The organism is Pyrodictium brockii (assembly GCF_055379715.1).
In genome coordinates this window covers 762,991-788,459 of record NZ_AP042401.1, presented here as the reverse complement: position 1 = coordinate 788,459, position 25,469 = coordinate 762,991, and the positions used below count along the sequence as shown (strand labels likewise).

The window sequence follows — 25,469 nt, the reverse complement described above, 5'->3', positions numbered from 1 at the left end:
CGGTGCAGGGAAGGAGGCAGGGGCGGCCTTGGGGGAGGGGCGTCCTGGAGGCTTCCTGGGGGAGGCTCTCGGGAGGAGCCTGGAGCGCTCCAGGCTGCTGGGCTCTCCACCGCGGCCCGGCAGCCTCCGCGGCGCGGTGGAGAAGGCCCTCTCCGAGGGGAGGCCCGGGCTGCTGATAGAGTACAAGCGGTGCAGCCCCGGGGGCTTCGTGGCCTGGCGCACCCCCTGGGAGTACCTGGAGGCCACGCTAAGCGTGGCAGACGCCTACTCGGTGCTGGTGGAGCCCTACTGGTTCTGCGGCAGCCCCGAGCTGGTGGCCTTCTTCGCCCGCCACCGCCCCGTGCTGGCTAAGGACTTCGCCTCCACCGCCGAGCAGCTCCAGCTGTACCGCCGCCACGGGGCCTCGGCGGCCCTCCTGATACTGGACATGCTGGGGTGGAGGCGGCTGGACGCGCTCTACCAGGAGGCGAGGAGCCTCGGCCTGGAAGCCCTAATAGAGACCACGAGCGCGGGCCCGGCGGTGGAGGCGATGAATAGCTACCCCGAGGCCCTGGTGGGGATAAACGCGAGGAACCTGGAGACGCTGGAGATCAGCTACCGGAGGCTCCTAGAGGAGATCGCCCGGGCCGCCGAGAGGAAGCCGAGCAGGGCTCTCCTAGTGGCGGAGAGCAGCATAGACAGCCCCGGGAAGGCCCTGGAGCTCGCCCGGGCGGGCGCTGACGCGCTCCTCATAGGCACATGGGCCATGAAGAGCCCAGGGGGGCTGGCGGGGCTCCGGGATAGGCTCCGGGGCTCCAGGAGCTAGGGCTTCTTTAGGAGTATCAGCCTGTTAGCCTTCCCCTCCTTAACTATCCTTATGTACCCCATCGCTGCGAGCCTCCGGACGTGCCTCCAGAGCGTGGTCTTCGGAATCCCGGTCTCCCGGAGCAGCTGGCTCTGGAGCACAGAGCCCCCATGCTCCTCCAGCTTACTGAGGATAAGCAGGTCCACCTCATCCAGGCCTGTGGATGATATGGGGGCCGCGGCGTTAGAGGGGACGCCGCCCCCGCCGCCAAAAACTCCCCCACGGCGGGCGAGAGCCAGGCCGGCAGCCACGGCTACCACCAGCACAGCTGCAACTCCTCCTATCAGCGCGGTGCTGGGCCCCTTAGAGCCAGCGGCGGGCGGTGGGCTCGAAGGCCTCCCGGTGGTTGTCGCCGGCCTCATGGTTGTGGAGAGCCGCGTGGTCGCTAGAGCAGTCGACGTAGTTGCAGGGGCTACGGGCGCTGCCGGGGTAGTGGTGCTTGTTGCAGTTGCCGTCCTAGCTGTCGTGCTGGCTGTTGTGGTACTCGTGGCTTTAGTCGCCCTTGTTACACTTGTTCTTGTTGTTGTAGTTGTGCCTCCAGGCTTAGCAGCAGCCTTGGTAGTAGTAGTGGTAGTAGTGAAGGTGGTAGCGGTAGTCTTTGAAGTCTTTGACGCGGGGGTACTTGTAGTCGCAGCGGCCCCGGTCTTAGTCTTTGCCGTGGCGGTCGGCGGCGTCTGGGGCGCGAGCACGTACCGGATGGTGGCGGGGCCCCTCAGGTACAGCACCACCGTGTTGTTCACTGTTGTGGCGTTCACCAGGCCCTCGGGGAGGCTGAGCAGCACTACGCCCGGGCTGACCCTCAGCTCCACCAGGCCGGTGTAGTTCACCAGGAACTGGAGCACACCATTCTGCTCGGTGACGTTGCCCAGGTAGTCTATGTACACGCTCCCCCTCCCCGAGGCGGCCACGTAGATCTTGCCGCCGCTGTAGATAGCGGAGACGAGGCTCCCGCCGAGCCTAGCCTCTATCGTGGCGGGTATCGCTGGTACCGGGGCAGGGTACTCGTTCATCCCCGGCTCCGCGGTGCCCCATATCTCCACCACGACGGTCCCGTCGTCCCGTATAGTGACCACTGGCGTCTTGGAGAGCTCCGCGTGCGCGGCGGCGGAGAAGGCGAGCAGCAGCATGGCCGCCGGCAGCGCTATGCAGAGCAACACCCGGCTCATCGCTTCTCCTCCCTCCATGAGACTCTAGGCGGCTCATAGCTGTCATGATGCGGCGCGGGTATTAGCTTCTTGCGGCCCTCTCCCCGGAGCGGGTACTCCCAGGAACAACTGGTTTGTTCCACCGCTTACGGGACAACAGTTTCCCGCACACGTTCCAGCATCCCCCTTATGAGGACCCGAGGACACCAGGGGACCCAGGCGGACAGGGTGAGGCGGATGCAGGCACGCGCCCATAGAACCGGGCTCCTAGGAGCAGCCGCGCTGAGCGTACTGGCCCTACTGCTAGCAGCCACTCCATCACCGCTGCTAGCCCCGGTCGCCCTGGCGGAGAACGGCCCAGCAGGAAACAACACCAATACCACTACAACCAATACCACTAATAGTAACGTGGCTGCAACGGCAAGCACCAGCGGCAACACCACGGCAGCCGCTACGAACACCACCGCCGGCGCGCAGCTTAGCCCCGGCGCGGTGCGCGCCCTGCTGCTAGCCTACAGCGCTATGATACGCAGCACCCTGGCCAGGATGGGCCTGCTCAACGCCACCCCTGCAGAGATAGCGGCCGCCCTGAACGTCTCGCTAGAGACCGCTGAGACGCTGAAGGAGGCGCTCAACCTGCCCAGAACCCTCGGCAACATGACCAGTCAGCAGGCCGCTGAGCTGCTCCAGAAGGTGGCCTCAGCCTACCGGGCGCTGGCCAAGAAGATGGTGGAGGCCAACCTCCACGCGGCCGAAGAGGCTAGGGAGAGGATACAGAGGCAGATGCAGCGACACCTACTGCTACGCATATCCCATACCGTGGAGCAGCTCGCGAGGCAGCTCAACGACACCCAGCTCGCTGCCCTGGCCCAGCAGCTCCGCAGCATGGCGCTCAGTGGCAACTACACCCGGGAGAACTTAACCAGTATAATGTCGAGCGTGGTGGCCCGGATAGAGGCGGCGAAGATATTCATGATGGCCACCACTATAGACAACGCCACCATAGCGCAGCTGGTCGAGGCAGCCGAGGCTGGCAATGCCACGAGCCTCCAGGATTACCTGGCCAGGCTCAACAAGAGCTTCGCCAAATCCCTCCACCTAGTGAAGACGCTGTCGAAGAGGCTGCGCGCAGCCAACGAGACAGAAGTCGGTGAAGCCCTTGAGGAGGCCCTCGAGAGGCTCGAGGATGCCAACGAGACGGTGGGCCATGTAGCGCTGGCGGCTAGCATAGCGGCAGGCGGCAACGCCACCGCAAACGCTACCGCTGTTATAAAGGGTGCGGTTGCCGCAGCCTTCCAGGCCAGGATAGAGAAGCTCGAGACAAAGATAAGCATACTCATGGAGGAGGCCAGCCTCCTAGAGAACGCTACCAACAACACCATTGTGCAGGAGCTGGTGAAGGCAGCTAAGGACGCGTTGGCGAAGGCATCACGCCTCATAAACGAGTCCAGGGCGGCGCTCGAGAAGGGCGAGATACCTATAGCGGCAAAGGACCTGGGGATGGCGTCCAGCCTCGTGGCCAAGGCGGGCATCTACCTGGCAAGGGCCAACATAGCCATAGCGCTCGGTGGCCGCCTCCACGGCCACCTGGGCGTCGGCAAGCAGGGCCCGGCCAAGCACGCTGCCCCGCCAGGCCTCTCCAAGGCGCTGGAGAGGCTGCAGAGGGCAGTGCAGGAGAGGATAGCGGAGGCGAGTAGGGCTATAAACAAGACCATGGAGGCCGTCCAGGGGATAAACAACACCAAGATAAAGGAGAAGGCTATGGAGAAGCTGGAGGAGGCAAGAGAGAAGCTGGAAGAGGCCATAGACCTGGCCAAGGAAGCCCAGGAGAAGCTGGCGGAGGGCAGCACGGCTGCCGCCTTCCAGCTCTACCAGAAGGCCCTGGTAAAGATAGGGCAGGCTCTCAATGATGTCAGAGTAGCCTCGTGGCTAGCCAGCCTCGGCAAGGGCTTCCGGCCGCCGATACCCCGCCTCCCTCACGAGCATGAGAAGCACGGCGGCTGGATAAAGCCCGGCGAGGCGAATGTGACCGGCAACATAACCGAGGATATCGACGAGCTGCTCGGCGAGGCCAAGGAGCTGGGCCAGGAGCTAGCCCAGCTCCGGAACGAGACCAGCGCCAACCCGGCAGCCGCCGCCCTGGTCCACAGGGCCTCTTCGATGCTCCAGAGCGCTGTAGCGCTCCTGCTACAGGCTAAGGAGCTGGCTAAGAAGGGGCAGACACAGCCGGCCAAGGCCCTCATAAACGTAGCTAAGAACATGCTGGAGAAGGTTGAGCACACACTGAAGATGCTCGAGGAGAAGCTGAAGCATGGCGAGCATGGGGGCGGCGGGCAGAGGGGCCACGGCGAGCATGGCGAGCATGGAGGCCGCGGCAGGGGCGGCCACGGGTAACCCGGAGAGAGGCCGTCGCTAAGACGCATCCGGCCCATGGGGCTACGTTTTTCCCTCTCCTCCCACCCCTCTTCCTCGGCGGCCCACGCACACTAGGAGGCCCGGCTCCAGGATCTCCCGCAGTAGTACAGCCCCGGGCCCCTCGGAGGAGGCTTCCACGTCTTGAGGCGCTGTAGCCCCTCGACCAGGCTCTACGGGCTTATAGGCAGCCCAGTCTCCCATAGCCTGAGCCCCGCCATACACTGCGAGGTCTACCGCCGAGCGGGTGTAGACGCTGTCTACCTGGCCTGGGAGACTCCGCTGGAGAGGCTGGAGGAGAGGCTGGAGGCGCTGAGAAGCCTCGCCCACGGCTTCAACGTAACCACACCCCTCAAGGAGGCCGTCCTCAGCCTCCTCGACCGCGTGGAGGCCGAGGCCGCGGAGATAGGGGCCGTGAACACGGTGAGGAACGAGGACGGGGAGCTAGTAGGCTACAACACCGACTACCTCGGCGTGGCCGAGTGCCTCAGGGGCAGCCGGCCGCGAGTAGCACTGGTCATAGGCGCGGGTGGCGCGGCTAGGGCAGCCGTCTATGCGCTCTACCGGCTAGGCGCGGAGAAGGTCTACATAGCTAACAGGGGGGCAGAGAGGGCTAGGAGGCTCGCAGGGTGGGCCGGCCGCCTCGGCCTAGACGCCACCCCCACCCCCCTGGAGGAGGCGGCGGTGCCCGCAGCCCACGCGGACACAGTGGTGAACGCAACCCCGCTGGGCAGCCTGGCCTGCTGCCCTGACCAGGCCCCGCCCGTGCTGGAGGGGCTCCGCGAGGGCCAGCTAGTCTTCGACATGGTTTACCGGCCTCTGGAGACCCGGCTGCTCCGGGCGGCGAGGGAGCGCGGGGCCAGGACCGTTGACGGGCTCTGCATGCTCGTCTGGCAGGCCCTCCACGCGGACAGAATATGGCTAGGCATAGAGCCCACCCGGGAGCTCTACGAGACAGCCAGAAAGGCCGCGCTGGAGGCGCTGGCGAGCAGCTAGACCGGGAGGAGCATCACCCTCTCCACTCCCCGGATCCTCCTCAGCTCCTCCATGAGGGGCCTCAGCTCAGTGGCCGATGCAGCAGCCACGGCTATATTGATGCAGTGCTTCTCGTCGAGAAGCTGGTGGTGGAACGATCGGACCAGGTGAAGGTAGCGGTGGATCACCCCTATCACTCTGCGCTCGGCTGAAGTCTCCTCGTGGCATACAACGGTTGCTATTATCCATGCCCTCTTCCCCTCGAGGCTATTAGATGCCTCAAACTGTTCTATCATCCTCCTAGCCGCCTCACGTATTCGGATCTTCCAGTAAATCCGAGCCTCTCAGCGTACATGTCTATCTTCTTGAGCAGGTTTTCGGGAATGGATATGCTCACTACGGGCATGCTCATTCATCCTCGGCTGTGGCGCGGTATACTAGTAACGCGATTGCCGACCTAATAAATTCTACATAATATGTTCATGTCTAGTTTAACAAGAAGAATTATTATATGAATGGTGTTTTGTAGCCCTGCAGTGATGAGTGGTGTGAAGTGCTGTGGATTCCTGCATGACGGTTGGTGGCTGGCGCTGCTTATCCTCGGGCTTCTAGTACTATCGCTCAGCCTGCTAGGGCTAGACCAGCTGGCCTGGTTCATCCTTGCAGCGGTTGCAGCTGGATTGTTGGCAAGGTTCACTGTCATGTTGGCAAGGGGCAGGGTTACTGTAGACCTCTTGATGGGGCTCTCCGTCCTAGTGATGTTGAAATACGGTCTTACCTCTGAGGCAGCGCTTGTGGCCACGCTGTACGCTGCGTCGGAGATACTGGAGGATGCTGCGGAGGAGGCTGCAGAGAGGAGGCTTACGAGCCTCCGGGAGCTTCTGCCGCGCACCGCCCTGGTCCGCCGCGGCAACGTAGAGAAGGTTCACATTGACGAGGTGAAGCCTGGCGACGTGATCATAGTCCCGCATGGGGGCATGGTGCCTCTCGACTCCATGCTGCTAAGCGAGGAGGCGGTTTTTGATACATCTATGGTCACCGGGGAGCACGAGCCGAGGAGGCTGACGAGAGGCGACCCGGTAGAGAGCGGCTACATGAATATAGGCGGTATGGCTGTGGGGGTCAGGGCTGTAAAGCCTGCTAGGGAGAGTGCAATCCAGCTACTGGTGCGCGAGGCCCTGGAGACGCTGGAGAAGAAGACGAGGCACCAGCGCCTCATAGAGCGCATCGCCCCCTGGTACATAGGCCTGCTCCTAGCCTCCTACGCGGCTGCATCAGCAATACTTGGCCCGGAGAGAAGCCTAGTCTTCCTCCTGGCTGGCTGCCCGAGCGCCTACATAGTGGTGTCGAGCTACACCTACATGCTAGTCCTGGGCCAGCTGGCACGTCGAGGCGTGGTGGTGAGGAGCCCCAGAGCCTCGAGAACGCCTCCCGGGCCAGGACGGTTGTGCTAGACAAGACCGGCACAATCACCCTCGGCAGCCTTCGCGTGGCTCGCATACACTATGAGGGCCGGGATCCAGCCGGGAGACGATACGCCTCATAGCCTCGGCTGCAAGGGCCAGCCTCCACCCCGCAGCCGAGGCGGTGGCTAGGCTGAGCAATGAGATTGCAGAGGTGGAGGAGGTCAACGAGATCCCTGGCAAGGGCGTGGTAGCCAGGGTTGAGGGGCATCTAGTGGTCCTGGGTAGTAGGAGCCTTGTCGAGGAGCACGCCGGCGGCCTGCCGCCCGGCAACCCTTGCGAAGGGCCCGTAGTCTATGCTGCAGTGGACGGCGCCTACGTGGCCTCGTTCTGCCTGGAAGAAGAGCTGGACCCCGGGGCAGAGCGGGTGGTGGAGACGCTGAAAAACATGGGGCTTAGAGTCGTGGTTGCCAGCGGCGACTCGAGCTCATCGGTGAGAATGATCGCCGAGAGGCTCGGCATAGACTACTACGGGGGCCTACGGCCTCATGAGAAGAAGAGGCTGGTTGAAAATCTCCGGCGGGAGGGCCCTGTCCTAGTAGCCGGGGACGGGGTCAACGACATCCCCATGCTAGCCGCCAGCGATGTCGGCGTCGCCATGGCGCGTATAGCGCTGGTGGCTAGAAGCGCCGACGCTGTATCCACCCGGGGGGCTCCGGGGCCTGCCAGACCTGCTCCGCGGATCCAGGACTTATCTGGCCTCCCTCTACACTGGGCTTGCAGCCGCCACGCTGCTAAAGCTGGCAGTAATTGTGGCGGGCTTAGCGGGCGTCATCTCCCTCCCCCCCAGTGCTAGTCCTCGGCGATGATGGGGTCACACTCGTTGCCGCGGCCTCTGTCAGCCTCGCCGCGGGCTTTGCCTGGAGGAAGGGAGGAAGGCTAAGCTCGCTGCTGGGAAGGCTAGGGAGCCGCCCGCTAGGTAATACTAGTAATACCACAAGACAACGGGAAGAGTATGTCCGCAACAATTTATAATCAAGCGTTAGCAGTATGGTCAGTATGGTACCCGGGGCGAGGCTCTTGGCACCCACCAGTGGGCAGGAGGGCCGCGAGGAGTTACGCAGCCTCCTGGAGTCGATAGCGGCGGTGCTGGATCGCGTGAGGAAATTAGCAGCCTACACCGCCGGGCTGCAGAAGCCGGACGAGTCCAGTCTGGGCAAGGAGGTAGCTAGATTCTACCGGGAGCTGGTCGAGAACGGAGTACCCCCGGACCAGGCCGAGAAGCTGGCCAGCCAGTACCTTCACAGCAGGCTGGAGCAGGCCCGGACCCCGGCTTTCTCCAGGCTCCTAGAGGCACTGTCAACGGCTACCAGTGAGGCCCTCAGCCTCCTGGTAGCCCTACCCCCCAAGGCGGCAGGAGCGGCCACCAAGAGCGTGCTCCGTTTCATATCGTTCCAGCTCGAGGAGCTGGAGAGGCTTGTAAAGGCTCTCCCCGCCCCCAGGGAGGAGAAGGAGAAGGTGCTCCGGGAGATAGAGGACGTGAGGAGGCGCGCAGCCGGCGGCAGCGGCGGGGGTGGTGGACCGGCCGGGATTTGAACCCGGGACCTCTCGGGTGCAAGCCGAGCGCTCTTCCAGGCTGAGCTACCGGCCCACCCTCCTCCATGGTAGTATCTTACGGCCCCTCGCCTAGGGGCTATTTAGCGGTTCGGCCCCCAGTCTGCAGGCCCCCCAGCGCCTCCTCTAGGAGCCTCTCCAGCTCCCCTACGCCGGGCAGCTCGGCTACAAGGCGCGCGTGGAGCGTTATCCTCGCCTCGCCGGCCTCGGGGTCGTAGTCCACGTCGTACTCCTCCACGCCCTGGGTCTCCGGCGACTCCTCCAGCAGCTCGGCTAGCCTCTCCTCCAGCTCCCTGGGGTCCAGGCCCCTAGGCGCCTCGAGGGAGGCTACGAGCTCCACCCCATCCGGGCTGGCGTCGAGGAACACGCTGCGGGTTCTCCCCCTCCGGGGCCGCGCCTCCAGCACCACCCTGGGCCCGTACGGGTCTATCTCGAGGTTCTCCACGTCATTTATGTCTATGCCGAGAGCCTCTACAATGGGCTTGAGCGCCTTCTCGAGAAGCCTTGCCAGCTTCCCGCCCTCTCTCATGCCTTTAGGCCCTCCGGCCCGGCCGCCGGCTGCACCGCAGCCGGCCTTAGGATAAGTGCTGCAGGCCAGTCACATGATATTTTCTTGATAATTAAGGTAATTAATATAAGTAATTTTATTAATGTTCAACCATGTACAGGTATTGGTGGAACACTGGACCAGGGTGGGTATCGGTTGAGGATAACGCGCCGCGAGGCGCTCAAACTCGCCGCCGTCGCTGCAGCTTCTTCAGCGCTCCCACTCTCTATCCCGAGAAGGAGGCTTCCCCGGGCGAGAGCCGGCAGCTCTGCAGCACCGACCTCGATACGCGTGGCCAACACTGCCTGCATTATCTGCGGGCAGAGGTGCCCCATCAGGATATACGTGGCAGAGGTGGGTGGCGAGCAGGTAGTAGCGAAGGTCGTGTACAACACCGACCCTGAGTACGACCGGTACTTCGCAGCCTGCGGCAGGCCCCAGGCCATCCCGGAGCTGCGCTTCCTGCCCCAGCGCATCCGTAGGCCCCTACTCCGTGTAGGAGCAAGGGGCGAGGGCAGGTTTAGGGAGATAAGCTGGGAGGAGGCCCTCAACATACTCGCCGAGAAGCTGAAGAAGTACCTCGATGAGCCATGGCGCATCGTGGTGCTCAGCCACCAGGGCTTTGAAGGCGGCCTGGTACGCTCATTCTTCGAGAGCGTGCTGGGCACCCCGAACACTACCCAGCACTGCGACACCTGCCATGCCGGCTGCGATATAGGCCGTAAACCCATCTTCGGCGCCTATAAGGGCCCCGCGGCCTTCATGCCGGACTATGCCAATGCTAAGCTCGCCGTCTTCATGGGCCGCAACCCGGCCGGGGGCATAGTGGCCTCGGCGTGGACCAAGATGTTCACCGAGGGCCGCGCCAACAAGATGAAGCTGGTGGTGTTCGATGTCCGTGAGAGCCGTCTGACCGAGCTAGCCGACGAGTACTACATAATACCCCCGGGCACCGACCTCGCGGTGAGCCTCGCCCTGCTCAACATCATACTCAGCGAGAGGCTCTACAGCAAGGACTACCTTGTCAAGTGGACTAACGCTCCAATGCTGGTCTACGCGGACACCATGGAGCCCGTGAAGCTCGCCCCTAACCCGCTGATGAAGGGCAAGAAGACCTACCTAGTCTACGACGAGGCTGACGGGAAGTTCAGGCTGAAGACTGAGGCCCTGAGCCCAGCCCTGGAGTACGAGGGCACCTACCAGGGCCGCCCCGTTAAGACCGTGCTCCTAGCCATACGCGACGCCGTCAAGAACTATACGCCCGAGTGGGCCGAGAAGATAACTGGCGTCCCGGCCAACGCTATACGCAGGCTAGCCCACGAGCTCGCCGATGCAGCGCCCAAGGCCTTCATAGACCACGGCTACAAGGGTACCCGCTACTACAACGAGGGCATGCTGAACAGGGTGAATATGCTCATAAACATAATGCTCGGCAGCCTAGGGGCGAAGGGCGGCATAGCCTACCCGGCTGGGAAGCCCCACTTCAAGTCCCCAATAGACATACTGGGCATAGCCAAGACGAAGCCAAGGGGCACCTCGATACCGGGGTACTGGGCCAGCCAGGGCGTGGAGAACATCCGCCCTGGCTGCTGGAGCATGCTCGTGGCAAGGTCGATTATCGAGGGCAAGCCGTATCCGATAGGCGTGCTCTTCATACACCTAGAGAACTTCGTAAGCCACGTCCTAGGGGGCCGTAAGCTGGCTGAAGCGCTTAAGGACGAGAACCGCGTGGAGTTCATAGTAGTACTCGACACAGTGTTCAACGAGACAACGATGTATGCAGACCTGGTGCTGCCGGTACCATTCTTCTTCGAGTACGAGCCGATAACGCTAAACTATGCTAAGAAGAGCTATGTAAGCGTAGTGGTGGACCCGCAGAAGGCCCTGGACCCGCCGAGAGGCGTGGACGCTAGGCCCACCTGGTGGATACTTGTAGAGATTGCGAAGAGGCTCGGCAAGCTGCCCCCCGGTGCCTCGGTGGACCCCATAGCAGTCAAGAGGAAGCAGGCTGAGGAGGCTGGCATAAACTATGCCGAGCTGAGGAGGAAAGGCTACGCCCTGCTCTGGACCAAGCCCAAATACCACCCCTGGGGCGGCAAGCCGCTCCCCACAACCACGGGCGAGCTCGAGCTGGTGAACGTAGAGTGGCTTGCCAAGTACAGGAGCTACATAGGTAAGGAGTCGCCGCTCAACCCGCTGCCCTGCTGGGTACCGCCCCTCTGGATGAGGAAGGGCGGCCTTGCCGATAACGAGTTCGTGGTGGTCGAGTTCCAGGATCCGTTGACAGCGATAAACAACTTCATGAGGTTCGCCAGACTGGTGAGTGACTCGCTCAAGTGGAGGAGGCACTACGGCGTCCAGATGCACCCCTCAAGGGCCAGGAGGCTCGGGCTCAGGGATGGCGACCTGGTGAGGCTGGTGGGCCCCAACGGTGAGGTAACAGCTAGGGTCATAGTCACCGAGAAGGTGCACCCCATGGTTCTAGCAGCACCCCATGCCACAGCTCTTGACGAAAGGGTTGTACCCAATAAGGTTGTGGTTGAGACTTCCAGCGGCACTCTCACGGTCAAGCTATTCGGAGACGGTGGAGGCTATGGCGTGAACAACAACTTCCTGGGAGACCCCATGGTGAGCGTTGTGCCTGAGGAGGGCTACAGGGCCGCCCAGCACGATTTTGTTGTGAGGGTTGAGAAGCTCTAGCCCGTGAGGGAGGTGGTATACGATGGCCCGCATGGCTATGGTTATAGACCTTAACCGCTGTGTCCAGTGCCAGGCCTGCGTCATAGCATGTATACGCGAGAACGTTATGAGGCAGAGTGGCGAGGGCCTCGAACTGCCCGAGGGTAATAGCATCTTCTATGCGCGCACCAAGCCCGTCGAGATGCCTGTCGAGGGCGAGCCACTATACAAGACCACCTACTTCATACAGTGTATGCACTGCGAGAACGCCCCCTGCGCCATCGCATGCCCCACCGGAGCCACCTACATAACCAAGAACGGTGTGGTGATGCTGGACCACAGGAAGTGCATAGGCTGTAGAGCCTGCGTTATAGCCTGTCCCTACGGCGCTAGAACAGTGTATCGCGGCAGGGTGCTCACCGGCTGGGTTCCGGCGAGCAGGGAGGCGCTCGCAGTAGGCTATCCCGATAAGTGCACGTTCTGCATACACCGTGGGGGAGAGGGCTCTAGCAACTGGGTACCAGCCTGCGTCGAAGCCTGCGCCTTCAACGCCAGGGTCTTCGGCGACCTGGACGACCCTGATAGCGAGGTGGCGAGGCTAGTTAGGAGCGGTAAGGCTGTGACGCTGGCACCGGAGCTGGGCACCAGGCCCAAGCTCTTCTTCATACCTCCCCAGAGGGTCCCGGCCGTACCCCGTAGGAGGTGAGCACCATGGTCGAGGAGAGGGCTGGGCCGGCAATCGCCAGGGGGAGGCTCGGCGCAGCCGGCTATACGCTCCTAGGCGTGGGCGCGGCGTTGACGCTACTAATGCTCTATGGGATATATGCTTACCAGACACTGAGCAAAGCGTCTCCGCTGCACGCACTAGTGCCCTGGGGGATAATGGTTACAGGCTACGTGTTCTTCGCGATATCCAGCGGCGGGGTGTTCGACGCCCTCGCGATAAGGCTTGCGGTCTACTGTGAGAGGGAGGCGCTGCCGCTGGCGCGTAAGACCCTCTGGCTCTCACTAGCCCTACTAATACCCGGCATAGTGCTGGTATTCGCAGACCTTACCCACGTAATGCACGCCTCCTGGATATACCTTGGATTCAACCCCTCGTCGAGGATAGCATGGAACGGTATACTCTACATAATCTATGCCGTGTTCCTGGTGGCAGCGCTGGTCTACGCCATAGCCCGTGGAGAGGGGGCGCTCACGGGGCTGGGGGGCCGCGCGCTGCTAATAGGAGGGCTGCTGGCGAGCCTAATCCTTGAGTACAACCTGGCCATGGCCTTCGGCCAGAACCTGGCGGTGCCGGGCTGGTTCGCGGCCCCGCTGGGGGTGCTCAACATAGCGCTGGCCTTCCTGCTAGGCGCCGCCTGGACTGGGATAGGGATAGGGGAGATAGCGGTTAAGCTCACGGCGCTCCCGAGGGAGAAGTGGCGCGAGTGCTGTATCCACGGGGTCTCCAAGGAGCTCGCCGGCATGGCGGTGGCTGTAGGCTTCCTGGCGGCCTGGACGCTAGTACAGCAGTACGAGGGCTGGGGGCTATCCAGGCAGGCGGCCTCCATGCTCGTCGGGGGCAGCGTGGCATGGCTCTTCTGGCTCAGCGTGGCCTTCGCCGTCGCTGCTCCGATAGCGCTGGGGCTCTACGCTGGCGCTAGAAGGAGCAGAGCCGCCATGTTCACGGGCTCGGTGCTAGCAATAGTCGGCGGCTTCCTCATGCTCCACTCGCTGGTGGCGGCAGGCCAGGTGGCCCGGCTTGAGGCCCTGCCAGGCTACCATGGGCTAGCCGCAGCCGCTCTGGGCGGCGGCTTCGAGTCCGAGGCGCTCCACGAGCTGCTGTCAAACAGCGTGGAGGCGGCGGCCTTCGTCGGCGGCTTCGGCCTCTGGCTCCTCTTCTACGTGGCGGGGCTGCGGCTGTTAGCGGTGGAGCCCGGCGAGAAGCCGCGCCGGATACTCGTGTTCAGGTAGCGCAGCTATAGAGCCCCCGCCCCCGGCTTTTCCCCCGGCCTCCCCGGGGCCCGCAGTGCCTAGAAAGAGGGCTCCCTTCTCCCAGCCACTCCCAGGGCCCTTCCGGGGGATGAGCGGGGCCTTAACAGCCGACCCTCCCGGGGGCATGGGGAGGGACGCCCTTAGCCGCGACCCCTCCTTCCTTGGCGTACGCGACTTCTTTCAACCCCTGGGCGTGCCGGCTTCCAGCCCGGCGCGGGGGTGTTCTCCGCCGTGTCCGCGGTTGAGAGGCTTATGAGGCCCGTTATCCAGGGCCTCCGGGGGGAGGCAGGCTTCGCCTATATAGCCAAGGCGCGTGAGCTCGCCAGCCGCGGCGTCAAGGTTATAAGCTTCGGGGTTGGGCAGCCCGACATCCCCACATTCGACCATATAATCGAGGAGGCTAAGAGGGCTCTGGATGAGAGGTTCACCGGGTACACGGAGACCGTGGGCATACCCGAGCTCCGGGAGGCCATAGCGGACTATCTCAACTCGAGGTACCAGGCCGAGGTTGGCCCGGACGAGGTGCTCGTCACCACGGGCGCTAAGACCGCGATATTCCTCGCCATAGCCGCGTACCTCGGCCCCGGGGACGAGGTGGTGGTGCCGGAGCCTAGCTACCCCGCCTACCCCGAGGCCGCCCGCGCCATGGGCGCGAGGCCGGTCTTTGTGCCGCTCCGCTGGAAGGGCCAGGAGAGGGGCTTCGAGCTGGACGTGGAGGCCATAGAGGAGGCTGTGACGAGCCGCACCAAGATGATAGTGCTCACGAACCCGCATAACCCGACGGGCGAGGTCTTCCCCCCAGAGCAGGTTGAGGCGGTGCTCGAGATAGCTAGGAGGCATAACCTGGTAGTCCTGGCTGACGAGATATACGACAACTTCGTCTACGAGGGAGGCTTCAGGAGCATACTAACCTACAGCGGCTGGAAGGACAACGTGCTATACGTGAACGGGCACTCCAAGACCTTCTCCATGACGGGGTGGCGGCTCGGCTACCTGGCAGCGGCCAGGCCGGTGATAGAGAGGCTGAAGAGGCTGGCGGTGAACGTGTACAGCTGCGCTCCGAGCATAAGCCAGCGCGCCGGCGTCGCAGCGCTCCGCGGCCCCTGGGAGCCGGTCAGGAGGATGGTCGAGGAGTTCCGCCGCCGCCGCGACGCGGTGGTTGAGGAGCTGCGCCGCGTCCCCGGCTTCGAGGTCCCGGTGCCCCGTGGAGCGTTCTACATCTTCCCCAGGGTTGCCAAGGTGCTCGAGGAGATAGGCATGAGCACCGAGGAGTTCGTCGACCACCTCCTCTACAGCCGCGGGGTTGTGACGCTGCCGGGCACAGTGTTCCCCGAGAAGGCGGGCGAGGGCTTCATAAGGCTGAGCTACGCGGTCAGCGTGGAGAAGATCCGGGAGGGCGTGGGCAGGATAAGGGAGGAGGTCGAGAAGCTCCTGGCCGAGAGGGGCCGCCGCTAGCCCCCCTTCTCCCGGGAAGGGTGGCCCCAGGCGTGGACCGGGGCCTCCTCGAGAGGCTCCTCCGCCTAAACCCCGCCGCGCTCGAGGAGGAGTACAAGGCCAGGGAGATCTTCCAGGGGGAGCGGGTGGAGCCCCCCTTCGCCCTGCGGCTCGACGGGGTTGGCTGGGGGAGGAGGCTCCAGGGCTTCGGGTGGCCTAGGGACGAGAGGGTTCACCGGGCCCTGGCCAGGGCGGTGGCGGAGGCGCTCCGGCTCCTCGGCGGCTGCTGCGCCCTGGTGGTGAGCGATGAGGCGAGCCTAGTGTTCACCGGGGAGCCGCCCTACTCTGGCAGGGTGGAGAAGCTCGTGAGCATCTCCTCCGGAGTGGTCTCTGCAGGGGTTTCGCTCAGCCTGGGGAGGCCCCTCTTCCTCGACGCTAGGGTGGTGAAGCTCTATTCCGGCCGCGACGCGGCCCGCTACCTGCTCCACCGGGCCCGGGTGGGGCTCAACAACTACGTCTCCAGCATCTACCACGCGGCGTCGCCCAGAGGGGCCGGCCGCACGCCGGGGCTGCGGGAGATGATAGGCGAGCTACGCCGCAGGGGCCGCGACCCCCTGGAGGAGCCCGCCTGGAGGCTCGTCGGCAGCTGCCTGGTCTACGCCCCGTCCCGGAGGCTCGTCGAGCCGCCCGGCGTGGTGGCGGAGAGGAGGAGGCTGCTGATACTAGACGGCGGGCTGGAGGCCTGCCTGGAGGCCCTCGGGGCCGGCGAGGAGCTATAGCCCCGGGGGCTCCTCGGCTGGACCCCTCGGGGGAGGTGCCTGCTCTTGGCCCTGCGGGGCGTGGAGCCCGTCGTGAGAAAGCCCTGCCGCGTCGTGGCTATTGTGAGCGGTGGCCCGGACAGCTTCGGCTACATGGTCCAGTGGCTCGCCAGGGGCTGCAGCGTGCACGCGCTCAGCTTCAACTACGGGCAGAAGGGGAGCAAGGAGCTCGAGGTGGCTAAGCGCCTCATAGAGGAGGCGAACCGGCTAGCCGAGTCCAGGAAGGGCTGGGGCAGGGTGGTGGAGCACAGGATAGTGGATATGAGCTTCATGGCCGAGCTGTGGAGGGGGAGCCAGCTCACGGACGAGAGCATTGCGGTGGAGGAGAGGTACCAGCCCACGGTGGTGGTGCCCATAAGGAACGTGGTGATGCTCAGCATAGCGAGCGCCTACGCCTACAGCCTGGCCCAGCAGCACCCGGGCGAGAGCGTCTACGTGGTCTACGGCGCCCACTACAACGACATAGCGCCGAGGAGCGACACCTGGGAGCCCCTCTACCCCGACTGCAGCCCCGAGTGCCTGGAGGCACTGCAGACAGCGCTCCGCATCTGCCACTTCCGGGGAGAGAGGAGGCTCGAGATCTGGAGCCCAAGCCGCGAGGGCCTAACCAAGGCCGAGGGCCTCAAGAGGACCTACAGCCTCGTAGGCGACCTGATCTACGAGACCTGGAGCTGCTACCTCTCCGGCCGCTACCACTGCGGCCGCTGCGAGAGCTGCAGGAGCAGGCACAGCGCGTTCCTCGAGGCTGGGCTGCCGGACTGCACCCTCTACGAGACCCCGCCCGGCGACCCCAGCGAGTTCGTACGGGTCGGCGACGCCTACGTCCACAGGAGCTGCAGGAGGCTAGCCGAGCCCCGGAGCGCCTAGACCACCGGCGCCGGGACCCCTGGCCGGCGGGCTGGGGGTAGGACTTATTGGGATGTACCCGTGGTAATATTTATGGATACATGCCCAGGGCCCTTGGGAACTCTTGGCTGGGCAGGGCCCTGGGGCGCCACGGCGGGGGTGCCTTGGGAGGGTGGAAGCTAAAAAGAGGTCAGACCCTGCTACGCCCACGCTGCTCCCTCCCCGGCCCGATCTCGGGGCGGTGGGCGTAGCCGCGGCGGCCGCCGCCCTTATACTGGTTGGAGGCTCCCCCCTAGGCCTGGCCATAGTCACGGGGGCTGTGGTCGGCGTAATCGCTCTTCCCCTCTTCCTCCTCTTCCGCGAGATAGCCCTCTTCCACAGCCGCAGAGTGCTCCGGCCCGAGGAGGCCGGCCTCGTGGCCGAGTGGCTCCAGGCTGCGGGAGCAGCGGTGGGCGCGGGGAGCGTGACGGTCCTCTACACCTATCGGCGGGGGGCGGGCCTGCAGGTCATGCAGCTCGGCTCCACGGCTCAGGGCGAGCATATACAGGGGAGCCTGCTCGCCCACATCCACCGCGCGGCCTGGAACGCGCTCCCCGCCGCCTTCAGCTCCGGCGGCAGGGTCTACGTGGCGGTCCCGGCAAGGATAATGGAGTGGCTCTACAGTATAGCCGGCAAGAGCCGCTCCACGGCCTATCTGAGGCCCCACAGCAAGGGGGAGGTGAAGACGGTCTACCGTATACTGAGGGAGCTCGCCCAAGCGGCCAGCCGGGGCGCCAGCCGCCTCTACACCGCCTACACAGCTACTAAGGCCTTCACGAGGCTCGTAGTATCTGGCGCTATAAGGCTCGACCCGCAGATCGCGGACAAGGTGGACAGCCTAGTTCCCGCAGAACCACCCTGGATACGCCACAGGGTGGTTAAGCAGCTCCGGGAGGAGATGGCGAACACTATACCGCCCTAGGCCCTAGGGGGTCAGCGGCGAGAGACATGCAGCCCGGGCAGCCCCTAGAGGGGCTCCGCCACGCCCCGGGAGACCCCCGGGATAGCGGCAAGGGTGGGCTCATCACCCCCTGCCGGCCATTGGGGGCTCGGAGCGGCAAGCGGTCCACACCCTCCAGCCCTCTTCGGGCGAAAAGCACCTCCTCACAGCCCCACGGGGCCTAGGGTGTAATAACGCCCCGGGGGAATCAATCTCGCCCCCGGGCCAAGGGCTTCTCCCAGCGTGCCTCCAGGGGGCCGCCGGTGAGGCACCGGGATCAACGTGCAGCCCCTGCCCGGGGCAGATTGCGAGGCCCTCCTCCGCGTCCCCCGGGGGCCGGTGCGCGGGCCCGCCGCCGCTGAGGCGGCCCCTCTCCCCGGCCCCAGCGCGTGATGAGGGGTAGCAATGCCGACCCCCGCTCCGGGTGGGGAGCCCTAGTGTGGCTGACCCCTGATCCCAGACCTCCATCACTGTGCCCGCGGCCGCCCCCATGTAGCGGCCCGGGCGCCTCCTGGCGATGTAGCTCGCCGCGCTGCCGCTGCAGTGGATCGGCGCGACCAGCCCGGCGAGGCTGGGGAGCTTCTCCACCTCCGCCGGCGGCGCCCCGTGCAGGCCCCTATGGCTAGCTCCGCCTGCCGGCTCCTAGCGCCTGGAGGGCGGCCTCGAGCCTAAGCCCTCGGGGCCCCGGTACCCGTGCCCGCTTTGCGGGCGGTAACTAGCATTACGGGGGCCGCCTTCCTCACGCCCGGGGGCAGCTGGTTGCCCGGGCTCAGGGGCTTCCTGGAGGACTACGCCGCCGCCGTCTACCGAGAGGCCGCCGGGTTCCTAGAGGCGAGGCGCAGGCTCCTGGCGACCGTAGAGGGTAGGGATCTCTCCGAGCTAGTCGACCTCGGCCCTGCAGCGGAGATGCTGCTCGGCGGGTTCCAGGCATCCATCCACAGGGAGCAGAGGTACCCCCCGCGGAGCCTCGCCCGCTTCTACCGCGACGTGGTAGGCGTGTACGTCGCGCAGCCCGAGAGGCTAGCCGCCCGGCTGCGCGACGGCCTCCCCCTCCGGCTGGCCGGCTGGGGGATCCGGGTAGCCTCCTCCAAGACCAAGCCCCTCGCGGCGATCGAGGCGGTCGCCGACGCTGCCCGGGCGCTGCTCGAGAGCCTGGGAGCCACGCCCCCGGAGCCGGGCCAGCTCGACACCGGGGACCCCATGTGGGCCCCCGAGGCGCTGCACCGCCTCCTCACAGCCCTGATCCGCGGCATGCCGCCCTACAGCCGCGAGGCCCTGGTCCTCTACAGCGCCTCCGCCACGGTGACGGGGGCGCTGCTCGAGAGCCTCGGCGCCGGGGGGCTGGAGGACCTCGGCCTCGAGGAGCACGCGGAGCTCCCCGGGCCCCAGGGGGACCCTCGTAGGAGGCTGCTCCGCGCCCGGGAGAGCTCCCCCCTCCACCGCTACCGCTGCCTAGTCTACGCGGGCGCGAGGCTCCTCGGGCTCCGGGAGCTGGAGCCCTTCTACACCCTCCCCAGCCCCATAAGCGACCTAGTGGACGCTGCGCTCCAGAGCCTGGAGGCCTGCCCCGCGGAGCGCCGGGAGCTGCTCCAGGTCCTCGCCGGCCGCGCCGCCCGGAGGCTCAACTGCCTCCCCAGGCTGGGCTGCCCCGTGGAGCCCCCCTGCCTCCCCGCCGGCCTACACTGGCTCGAGGCCACGGCCGCGCTGGACGGCGATGTCCTGCGCCTGGACGGCCTCGAGGCCGGTGTGGGCGAGACTATGGACGCTCTGGCGCCCCTCATGGCTCACGGTCTGGCCCTTGTCGAGGTGGAGGAGGCTGATGGCGAGAAGAGGCTCCGGCTGGGGCTGCTGCAGCCCCAGCGCCCCCTGCCCCGCTAGGCTTTACGCGTTACGCGCCCACCCCAGGACCACTAGGAATATAGCAGACGGGACACCGGATAGGAGAGGAGCGGGTGGGAGCCCGGAGGACTCTCCCCTCCAGACCCCCGGGTCCTCCGCGCGCCCTCGTCGACACCCCACTATTTTGACGCAGGCCGCCGCTCCCAGGGCCCTCTTAAGGCTTTCCCCGCCTCTCCTGCCTCACCCCTATCCCAGGTATCCTGTTAACCATGTGGACAAGGTCGAGGCCCCTTACCTCCGAGTAGCCTGGCCCGGGCTCGCCGCCCAGGAGCCTCCCGAAGCCCTCCCGCAGCGCGTCGTCAACGCTCTCCGCCACCTCCTTCATCAGCTTGCCCCTGAACATGTCCAGCCTCCCGGCGAGCGCTACTAGGAGGTGGAGCTGCCCCTCCTCCACCAGCTGCTCGTTGGACTCGAGGTCCAGGGGCTCCTCGAGCCCCCGGGCTACGAGCCAGGAGCCCCGCAGCCTCGGCTTCTCCAGCCTCGGCGTCTCGGCCAGCAGCCTCCTGGCCGGGGGCCTGTAGGCGGCGTAGCTTCTCCTCCCTACGGCTAGCCTCCTGGCCTCGCTGGTCGCGTCGCGGGCCCGGTAGTCCTCCATGACTATTACCGTGTCGGCGGAGGCTATGAGGGGGAGGGAGCCGCTAGAGACTATCACCAGGGAGACCCCCTTCTCGGCCATGGAGGCGGCCTGCTCGGCTATCGTGGTGACCGTCTTCCTCCGTATCAGGGGCTCGGCGCGCTCGTCGTAGAAGAGCAGGTTCGTCGCCGAGGTGTCCTCGTCTACGAGTATGAGCCTGGCCCCCGCCTCCACAGCCTCCTGCACCGCGGCCGCCATGCTTGTAGCCCCGCTCGCGTCCCGAGTGGTGAAGCAGCCCGTGTCCCTGCCGCCGGGGAGGCTGTGGATGAAGCTCGATATGTCCACGCACTCCACGCTCCTCCCGTCCTCCGCTCGGACCTTGACGGCCTCCCTTATCGTCACAACCCTCTCCCTGCCGTCGCCGGGCACGTGGTTGTAGATGCCGCTCTGTATAGCCTCCAGCAGCGTCGTCTTCCCGTGGAAGGCCGTCCCCGCTATCACCGTGACACCCCTGCGGACGCCCATACCCGTCACCGGCCCCAGGCTGGTCTCGATCTCCACCCGGAGGCTCGGCGGCGACTCGAAGGGCACAGCGCCGGGGAGTGGGTCCTCGCAGCCCCCGCAGCGCCTGGGCAGGATGCTCCCATCCCCCACGAAGGAGACGAGCCCCATGCCGGGGAGCCTGGAGCGTATCTCCTCCTGCAGTCTCCACGCCTCCACGTGGCGTCTCAGCCCCTCCATGTCCACCCTCAGCGCCTCCTCTACGGCGCGGGGCAGCCTCTCCAGGAGAAGCTCCTCGGCCGCGTCGCCGAGGACCCGGCGCCTCCTGCTGGGCAGCCCCGCCCAGACGCGGAGGACCAGCCCATCCCTCCCCAGCTCAGCGCCGCTCCTCCGCAGCATCACCGGCCCGGGCCGAGGCACCGCGAGGAGCCCACTGTGGCCCTCGCCGAGCCTCGCTGAGTAGCGGCGGAGCGCCTGGTGGAGCCTCCGGTAGATGTAGTCAGCGGCCGCCACCGGGTGCTCGAGCGCCCACCGGGGCAGCCCCGGCCTGGCCTCTATCCTCACAACGCTCGGCGGCGCGAAGGGGTCCCCCTGCACCCTCACGACGCGGATGAGGAGGCCCCGGACCCTCTCCTCGGCGCCCCTGAGCTCCCTATACGCCTTGTAGCCCCGCCCGTCTATCACGCGGAGCACGCGGCTGATGCTAGCGCCCCTGGCAGCCAATGCTCACCCACGCCGGGGCCCCGAGGCCCCCCCGGGCGGCTAAGGCTCCATCTCCCCCAGGGCCCCGGGGGCCCGCCGGCTGCGCGGCAAAGCCTCATAGCGGGTCTACGCGCCCGCAGCACCCCGGAGGCGCCGCGGGGGTGCCAGGCAGGGGGAGAGGGGGGAGGGGAGGCCGCCGGGGCCCCGGCGCGAGCAGCGAGTTTCTCAGCCAGGCTAGCGAGCAGGTCCAGCCGGTGCACGGCCAGGGCTTCTTCTACGTGGGCTACCGCTACATAGCCTACTACCTCGTCTTCGACTACATAGACCCCCTCGGCTACTACGACGCCGTGCTGAGGGACGAGAGGCTCTACGAGGAGGAGACCACCAAGCTCTACTACAACATGCAGGAGCTGGTGGACCAGGAGGAGGTCGTGGTCAACGGGGAGAGGGTGAGGCCGAGGGTGGAGATGGTTGATATAGGGTTCCGGGGGAGCAGGAGCAGGGTCTTCATAGTCTTCGCCCTCCGGTTCCGGGCCCCGCTCCGGAGGGGCCGGAACGTCTACGAGAACAGGTACGAGCCCGAGGAGATAGAGTACAGCTACGAGGCCTACTGGGTCTTCCCGCCGGGCTCCAGGGTACTCTCGGTCGACATGGGCCCGGGGAGCGAGGACTGGGACATTGTCGGGGAGAGCACGCTGGCGATCTACGGCCGGCGCGGCGGCCGCACCGGGGGCTATGAGAGGATAGAGTTCCAGCTCCCCTAGCCCCCGGCCTCCACGTAGACCCTAACCTCCCTCGGCACCAGCCTGCCCGCTCTCCGGAGCGCCTCGGCCCCGAGGAGGGCCCCACCGCCGTCATCCATGTAGTATGCCTCGAGCCTCCCGGCGCCCGGGTCGGCGTAGACGTAGAGGGTGCCCCCACCGCCCCTGCACACCACGGCGACCCTCGTGTGGAGGGCCAGCGCGTCGTCAACGATATCCATGCAGGGCTTATCCCCCGCCCTTACCTCCACCGCCCTCCCCCTGGAGGAGAGCGCTGCAAGAGCGAGGACATTGAACGTGTCCGAGAGCCTCAGCCCCCTTACACGCAGCATCTCCATGAGCTCCTCTAGGTCCTCCTCCCCCGCAGCCTCCACGGCCTCCCCGGGGCCTGCCGCGGGCCCCGCCTCCTGCTCCGCCGGCCGCGCGGCGGCCTCCCCGGGGGCGGGCTGGGGGCCGCCGGCCCCCTCTCCACGCCCGACCCCCGCGAGAACGGCCCGGAGCCTCTCCAGGCCCCCGGGCACGACGGCCTCCGGCCTCTCCTCGGCATCCACTGCCACCTGGTGCTCGGTCAGCTCTATAATCTCCACCACGCCCCGCCTATCATCCGCGCGCCTGGCCAGGAGCTCTAGGCACTCCTCTCCAGCGGCCACGGCGCCGCCCGGGGCGGCGGCTATGCACGCCAGCAGGCTAGGCGAGGCCTCCAGGTAGACCTGGAGCCCCTCTGGCGTGTAGTAGACGAGCCTCAGCCCCTCTTTCCCGAGCCCGCCGAGGGCCTCCGCGATGGCTTCCCTCAGCGTGCTGGGCCCGAGCTGTATGAATCCCCTGGTCCTCCCTCTCGAGACGAACATAGCCGAGGAGCCTCGGTGAGGTCCCGCCTACCCCTAAGCGTGACTATACGAGGGGCTACGCCTAGCCCCGAGGAGGGCGGCCACGTGGCGCGCTAATATAGGCTCGCCGTGGGGGCTCGAGGAGCATCCCCAAGACGGCCCTCCTCGGGGCAGCCGGGGCGGCTACGGCTAGTGCACCACCTCGACGCCCAGGATCTCGCTCACCCTGCCAGAGCGCTCTATGATGGCCGTGTCGAAGGTAGCTATGGAGAGGCAGCCGAGCGACAGCGCGGCCAGGAGGTGGAGCAGGCTGCCAAGCCTAAGCCGGATGAGCCCCCCGTAGAGCTGGGCCTCCCGCACAATTCTGTTGTAGTCCGGGTCCCTTACCTCGGCCCCCGCGCGGCGTATAGCGTAGTCTGCTAGCGCGTAAACCCCCTCAAGGCCCAGGCCGGGCCTCCTGGAGGCGATTAGCGCGACAAGCTCCGCCCGGGCCAGGTGGGAGGATACGAGGGCCCTGCCACCCCTCCGGAACTCCTCAAGCAGCTCCAGGGCGCGCTCGCGGAAAGCACCGTGCTCCTGGGCTAAGGCGAGCAGGAAGGTTGTGTCAAGGTAGATGCAGTCCCTCAAGTGGGGTAGTCACCCTCTCTCCCGCTCAGCGGCAGCCTCCAGGGGCTTGGGGGCTCGACCGGGGGCCCGCCCTCCCTCATGTAGCGCTCCACGAGCCTCCTCGACTCCTCGAGCGCCCTGACAACGTCTACCAGGTGGACGGCGCCTGAGACCGCTATAATCCTCTCCGCGTGCTCCCGGCTACCCGCTACCCCGTGCTCGACGAGCCTGAGCGCAAGCCTCCGTATAAGCCGTTGAAGCCCATCGCCGCCGGCCATGCAGCCAGGCCCCCCGGGCTGCTCCGCTAGCTGAGCAGCAGCGCGAACACCGTGGCCAGGGGGACTATCCCGGCCAGGGCGGCTGCCGTCATGTCGGCGCCCAGCAGGTAGGCTGACGCGAAGTAGATGACTGCTACCGAGGAGCCTATAATCACCTTGAGCATGGTCTTAAGCCTTCTCAGAGAGTTGGGGCCAGCGGTGATGGGGGCTGCCGCGGCCCTCTCAGCCTCTGCGGGGGCTGCAGCCTCTTCGGCCACCTTCTCCCCTACAGAGGGCTCCGCAGCGGCTTTCACAGCCTCCACCCGTGACACCGAGAGGCTGAGCATGGTGCCGCAGTTGGGGCAGGGCTTCCTGTTGAGCACGTGGCCGCAGAAGGGGCAGACGGGCTGTGTAAAGGGTGTAGTGTGCCCGCAGCTAGGGCACGTGGCTGTGTAGACGTCGAGCACTACCCCGCAGGAGGGGCACCGGAGGGGTTTGCCCTCCACAAGCCTGCGGACCGGGTCGAGGAGGGAGGACACCCCCGGGTACTCGCCGAGCGCTATGAACGTGAAGCCCCCTCCCACGTCCGCCACGAGGACAGCTCTGCCCTTGTACTCGCCGAGCGCTACCCTCGCTGCTATCTCGCCCCCGGGGATACGCTGGCGGAACGCCTGGAGGTAGGCCGAGGCAATAGCCGCCAGCTCGTCCGCAGCCGCCTCGTAGTCCGGGTTCCTAGCGTTGACGGCGTAGGTGAAGCCCTCGTACGCGGCCACAGTGACATCTATGCCGTCGACGGAGGAGGCCAACGCTATAAGCCTTGTGAGAACCTCCTCCGGCGACTCCGCTTTGGCCCTCTCCTGCGCTGGCACGGACAAGGAGCCCGGCTCCCTAGCTTGGTGCACATGCCTTGGCTTTTTAAATTGCTTAGCCCCGGCAATGGGCTAGTCCCACGCCTCCACAGCCAGAACCATGGTAGCCCCGTCAATTCAGCCACACAGTTAATCGTAAAATACATGTTGCCGTGGGCCGCCGCTTAGAAACGCGGCTGCAGCGCCGCCAGAGGGGTGGCCCCGAGATGCCCCAGAGACCGCTTACAGCCGGGAACGGCGGCTCAGGAATGCGGCTCCGGCCCTTCGCCGTCCTGGCCGCGCTGGCTGCCCTGGCCTCTCTGGCGGCGCTTGCAAGCATGCTCTCCCCCGACAAGCCCGGGCCCAGCGTGCTGCTGACAACAGTCGTCCAGCCCTCGGGAGGGGTGCTAGTAGACGTCCGGCCCAGCGTCCGCCTCCCGGGCGCAGCCCAGAGCGCCAGGGTGGATAGGTGGCTCACGCTCCTCTGCCGGAACAGCAGCACGGGCACAGTGGGCCTACGGGTGCAGCTCGCCGACAGGGACGTCGTGGAGGCCAGGCTTGACGGGCTTAGCATCGTCCTTAAGGGGCCCCGGGGAGAGAGGCTTGGCGTGCTAGACGCCCTTCACCCGGCCCTGGATGTAAACATCTCCTGCGGCCCGGGCGGCCTAGCCTGGGTGGACGCCCTCGTGGAGTACAGGCTCCGGGGTAGCCCGGGCGACGGGGGCGAGGTGCCGGTGGTACTGGCTGTTAGCGTGTACAAGGCCCGGGAGCCCGGGGAGTAGGCGGCCCAGGCGCGCCGGCGCTCCCGCAGGCCTCGCTAG

At 65.9% G+C, this 25,469-nt stretch carries 25 protein-coding genes and 1 tRNA gene; 16 read left to right on the top strand and 10 right to left on the bottom strand.

The window, feature by feature from the left end; all coding sequences use genetic code 11:
* Window positions 1-28 precede the first annotated feature (28 nt).
* The gene (locus tag ACZ42Y_RS04260) at window positions 29-805 is read left to right on the top strand and encodes a beta/alpha barrel domain-containing protein (protein WP_464735761.1); all 777 of its coding nucleotides are present in this window, start codon (window positions 29-31) and stop codon (window positions 803-805) included.
* Here the strand turns inward: ACZ42Y_RS04260 and ACZ42Y_RS04255 are convergent.
* The gene (locus tag ACZ42Y_RS04255) at window positions 802-2,010 is read right to left on the bottom strand and encodes a helix-turn-helix transcriptional regulator (RefSeq protein ID WP_058371113.1); all 1,209 of its coding nucleotides are present in this window, start codon (window positions 2,008-2,010) and stop codon (window positions 802-804) included. The two genes, ACZ42Y_RS04260 and ACZ42Y_RS04255, sit on opposite strands and share 4 nt — an antisense overlap.
* 216 nt (window positions 2,011-2,226) lie before the next feature.
* Here ACZ42Y_RS04255 and ACZ42Y_RS04250 point away from each other — a divergent pair, with 216 nt between their 5' ends.
* Together ACZ42Y_RS04250 and aroE are read left to right on the top strand one after the other, a co-directional pair.
* The gene (locus tag ACZ42Y_RS04250; protein ID WP_464735760.1) at window positions 2,227-4,383 is read left to right on the top strand and encodes a coiled-coil domain-containing protein; all 2,157 of its coding nucleotides are present in this window, start codon (window positions 2,227-2,229) and stop codon (window positions 4,381-4,383) included.
* Between the two features lie 162 nt (window positions 4,384-4,545).
* Window positions 4,546-5,397: a shikimate dehydrogenase gene (gene aroE, locus ACZ42Y_RS04245; RefSeq protein WP_058371115.1), complete on the top strand. Its 852-nt coding sequence runs from the start codon at window positions 4,546-4,548 to the stop codon at window positions 5,395-5,397.
* Here aroE and ACZ42Y_RS04240 read toward each other — a convergent pair.
* Both ACZ42Y_RS04240 and ACZ42Y_RS04235 read right to left on the bottom strand, forming a co-directional pair.
* Window positions 5,394-5,672: a hypothetical protein gene (locus tag ACZ42Y_RS04240; RefSeq protein WP_058371116.1), complete on the bottom strand. Its 279-nt coding sequence runs from the start codon at window positions 5,670-5,672 to the stop codon at window positions 5,394-5,396. The genes aroE and ACZ42Y_RS04240 overlap by 4 nt on opposite strands.
* Complete coding sequence (locus ACZ42Y_RS04235) at window positions 5,669-5,773, bottom strand: CopG family ribbon-helix-helix protein (RefSeq protein ID WP_168371324.1); 105 nt, start codon at window positions 5,771-5,773, stop codon at window positions 5,669-5,671. The genes ACZ42Y_RS04240 and ACZ42Y_RS04235 overlap by 4 nt, the downstream gene beginning before the upstream one ends.
* A 118-nt stretch (window positions 5,774-5,891) precedes the next feature.
* Here ACZ42Y_RS04235 and ACZ42Y_RS04230 point away from each other — a divergent pair, with 118 nt between their 5' ends.
* From ACZ42Y_RS04230 to ACZ42Y_RS04220, 3 genes are all read left to right on the top strand, one after another.
* Window positions 5,892-6,830, top strand: coding sequence for an HAD-IC family P-type ATPase (locus ACZ42Y_RS04230; RefSeq protein ID WP_083494549.1), 939 nt, complete (start codon window positions 5,892-5,894; stop codon window positions 6,828-6,830).
* A gap of 79 nt (window positions 6,831-6,909) precedes the next feature.
* The gene (locus ACZ42Y_RS04225; RefSeq protein WP_464735783.1) at window positions 6,910-7,635 is read left to right on the top strand and encodes an HAD-IC family P-type ATPase; all 726 of its coding nucleotides are present in this window, start codon (window positions 6,910-6,912) and stop codon (window positions 7,633-7,635) included.
* A gap of 224 nt (window positions 7,636-7,859) precedes the next feature.
* A complete protein-coding gene (locus ACZ42Y_RS04220) occupies window positions 7,860-8,375 on the top strand; it encodes a hypothetical protein (RefSeq protein ID WP_083494551.1) in 516 nt (171 codons plus the stop codon).
* Here the strand turns inward: ACZ42Y_RS04220 and ACZ42Y_RS04215 are convergent.
* Together ACZ42Y_RS04215 and ACZ42Y_RS04210 are read right to left on the bottom strand one after the other, a co-directional pair.
* Window positions 8,354-8,430, bottom strand: a tRNA-Ala gene (locus ACZ42Y_RS04215). The two genes, ACZ42Y_RS04220 and ACZ42Y_RS04215, sit on opposite strands and share 22 nt — an antisense overlap.
* A 42-nt stretch (window positions 8,431-8,472) precedes the next feature.
* Window positions 8,473-8,922, bottom strand: a complete 450-nt coding sequence (locus tag ACZ42Y_RS04210; RefSeq protein WP_058371119.1) for a hypothetical protein — start codon at window positions 8,920-8,922, stop codon at window positions 8,473-8,475.
* A gap of 174 nt (window positions 8,923-9,096) precedes the next feature.
* Between ACZ42Y_RS04210 and ACZ42Y_RS04205 the strand changes: the two genes are divergently transcribed.
* From ACZ42Y_RS04205 to ACZ42Y_RS04170, 8 genes are all read left to right on the top strand, one after another.
* Entirely contained in the window at window positions 9,097-11,640 is a 2,544-nt protein-coding gene (locus tag ACZ42Y_RS04205; RefSeq protein ID WP_464735759.1) for a molybdopterin-dependent oxidoreductase, read from the top strand.
* 22 nt (window positions 11,641-11,662) lie between these two features.
* On the top strand, window positions 11,663-12,325 hold the full coding sequence (locus tag ACZ42Y_RS04200; protein ID WP_058371121.1) for a 4Fe-4S dicluster domain-containing protein: 663 nt from the start codon (window positions 11,663-11,665) through the stop codon (window positions 12,323-12,325).
* Between the two features lie 5 nt (window positions 12,326-12,330).
* On the top strand, window positions 12,331-13,575 hold the full coding sequence (gene nrfD / locus ACZ42Y_RS04195; RefSeq protein ID WP_464735758.1) for an NrfD/PsrC family molybdoenzyme membrane anchor subunit: 1,245 nt from the start codon (window positions 12,331-12,333) through the stop codon (window positions 13,573-13,575).
* Window positions 13,576-13,827: 252 nt separating this feature from the next.
* Window positions 13,828-15,051, top strand: coding sequence for a pyridoxal phosphate-dependent aminotransferase (locus ACZ42Y_RS04190; RefSeq protein WP_236698168.1), 1,224 nt, complete (start codon window positions 13,828-13,830; stop codon window positions 15,049-15,051).
* 32 nt (window positions 15,052-15,083) lie between these two features.
* The gene (locus ACZ42Y_RS04185; RefSeq protein WP_058371123.1) at window positions 15,084-15,809 is read left to right on the top strand and encodes a tRNA(His) guanylyltransferase Thg1 family protein; all 726 of its coding nucleotides are present in this window, start codon (window positions 15,084-15,086) and stop codon (window positions 15,807-15,809) included.
* Window positions 15,810-15,854: 45 nt separating this feature from the next.
* The gene (locus tag ACZ42Y_RS04180; RefSeq protein WP_083494553.1) at window positions 15,855-16,715 is read left to right on the top strand and encodes a 7-cyano-7-deazaguanine synthase; all 861 of its coding nucleotides are present in this window, start codon (window positions 15,855-15,857) and stop codon (window positions 16,713-16,715) included.
* A 151-nt stretch (window positions 16,716-16,866) separates the two neighbouring features.
* Window positions 16,867-17,655: a hypothetical protein gene (locus tag ACZ42Y_RS04175; protein ID WP_464735757.1), complete on the top strand. Its 789-nt coding sequence runs from the start codon at window positions 16,867-16,869 to the stop codon at window positions 17,653-17,655.
* 777 nt (window positions 17,656-18,432) lie between these two features.
* Window positions 18,433-19,551: a hypothetical protein gene (locus tag ACZ42Y_RS04170; RefSeq protein WP_058371125.1), complete on the top strand. Its 1,119-nt coding sequence runs from the start codon at window positions 18,433-18,435 to the stop codon at window positions 19,549-19,551.
* A 175-nt stretch (window positions 19,552-19,726) separates the two neighbouring features.
* Here ACZ42Y_RS04170 and ACZ42Y_RS04165 read toward each other — a convergent pair whose 3' ends face one another.
* On the bottom strand, window positions 19,727-21,370 hold the full coding sequence (locus tag ACZ42Y_RS04165) for an ABC-ATPase domain-containing protein (RefSeq protein WP_058371126.1): 1,644 nt from the start codon (window positions 21,368-21,370) through the stop codon (window positions 19,727-19,729).
* Window positions 21,371-21,510: 140 nt separating this feature from the next.
* Between ACZ42Y_RS04165 and ACZ42Y_RS04160 the strand changes: the two genes are divergently transcribed.
* Window positions 21,511-22,113, top strand: coding sequence for a hypothetical protein (locus ACZ42Y_RS04160; protein ID WP_058371127.1), 603 nt, complete (start codon window positions 21,511-21,513; stop codon window positions 22,111-22,113).
* Here the strand turns inward: ACZ42Y_RS04160 and ACZ42Y_RS04155 are convergent.
* From ACZ42Y_RS04155 to ACZ42Y_RS04140, 4 genes are all read right to left on the bottom strand, one after another.
* Window positions 22,110-22,958, bottom strand: a complete 849-nt coding sequence (locus tag ACZ42Y_RS04155; RefSeq protein WP_058371128.1) for a hypothetical protein — start codon at window positions 22,956-22,958, stop codon at window positions 22,110-22,112. The genes ACZ42Y_RS04160 and ACZ42Y_RS04155 overlap by 4 nt on opposite strands.
* A 168-nt stretch (window positions 22,959-23,126) precedes the next feature.
* Entirely contained in the window at window positions 23,127-23,564 is a 438-nt protein-coding gene (locus ACZ42Y_RS04150; protein WP_058371129.1) for a PIN domain-containing protein, read from the bottom strand.
* Window positions 23,561-23,821 carry a hypothetical protein gene (locus tag ACZ42Y_RS04145; RefSeq protein ID WP_464735756.1) on the bottom strand — a complete coding sequence of 87 codons (261 nt, stop codon included), beginning with the start codon at window positions 23,819-23,821 and terminating at the stop codon, window positions 23,561-23,563. Before ACZ42Y_RS04145 ends, ACZ42Y_RS04150 begins: the two co-directional genes overlap by 4 nt.
* A gap of 26 nt (window positions 23,822-23,847) precedes the next feature.
* The gene (locus ACZ42Y_RS04140; protein WP_058371131.1) at window positions 23,848-24,675 is read right to left on the bottom strand and encodes a hypothetical protein; all 828 of its coding nucleotides are present in this window, start codon (window positions 24,673-24,675) and stop codon (window positions 23,848-23,850) included.
* Window positions 24,676-24,875: 200 nt separating this feature from the next.
* On the opposite strand from ACZ42Y_RS04140, the gene ACZ42Y_RS04135 reads away from it, so the two are divergent.
* Entirely contained in the window at window positions 24,876-25,430 is a 555-nt protein-coding gene (locus tag ACZ42Y_RS04135) for a hypothetical protein (RefSeq protein WP_058371132.1), read from the top strand.
* Window positions 25,431-25,469 lie beyond the last annotated feature (39 nt).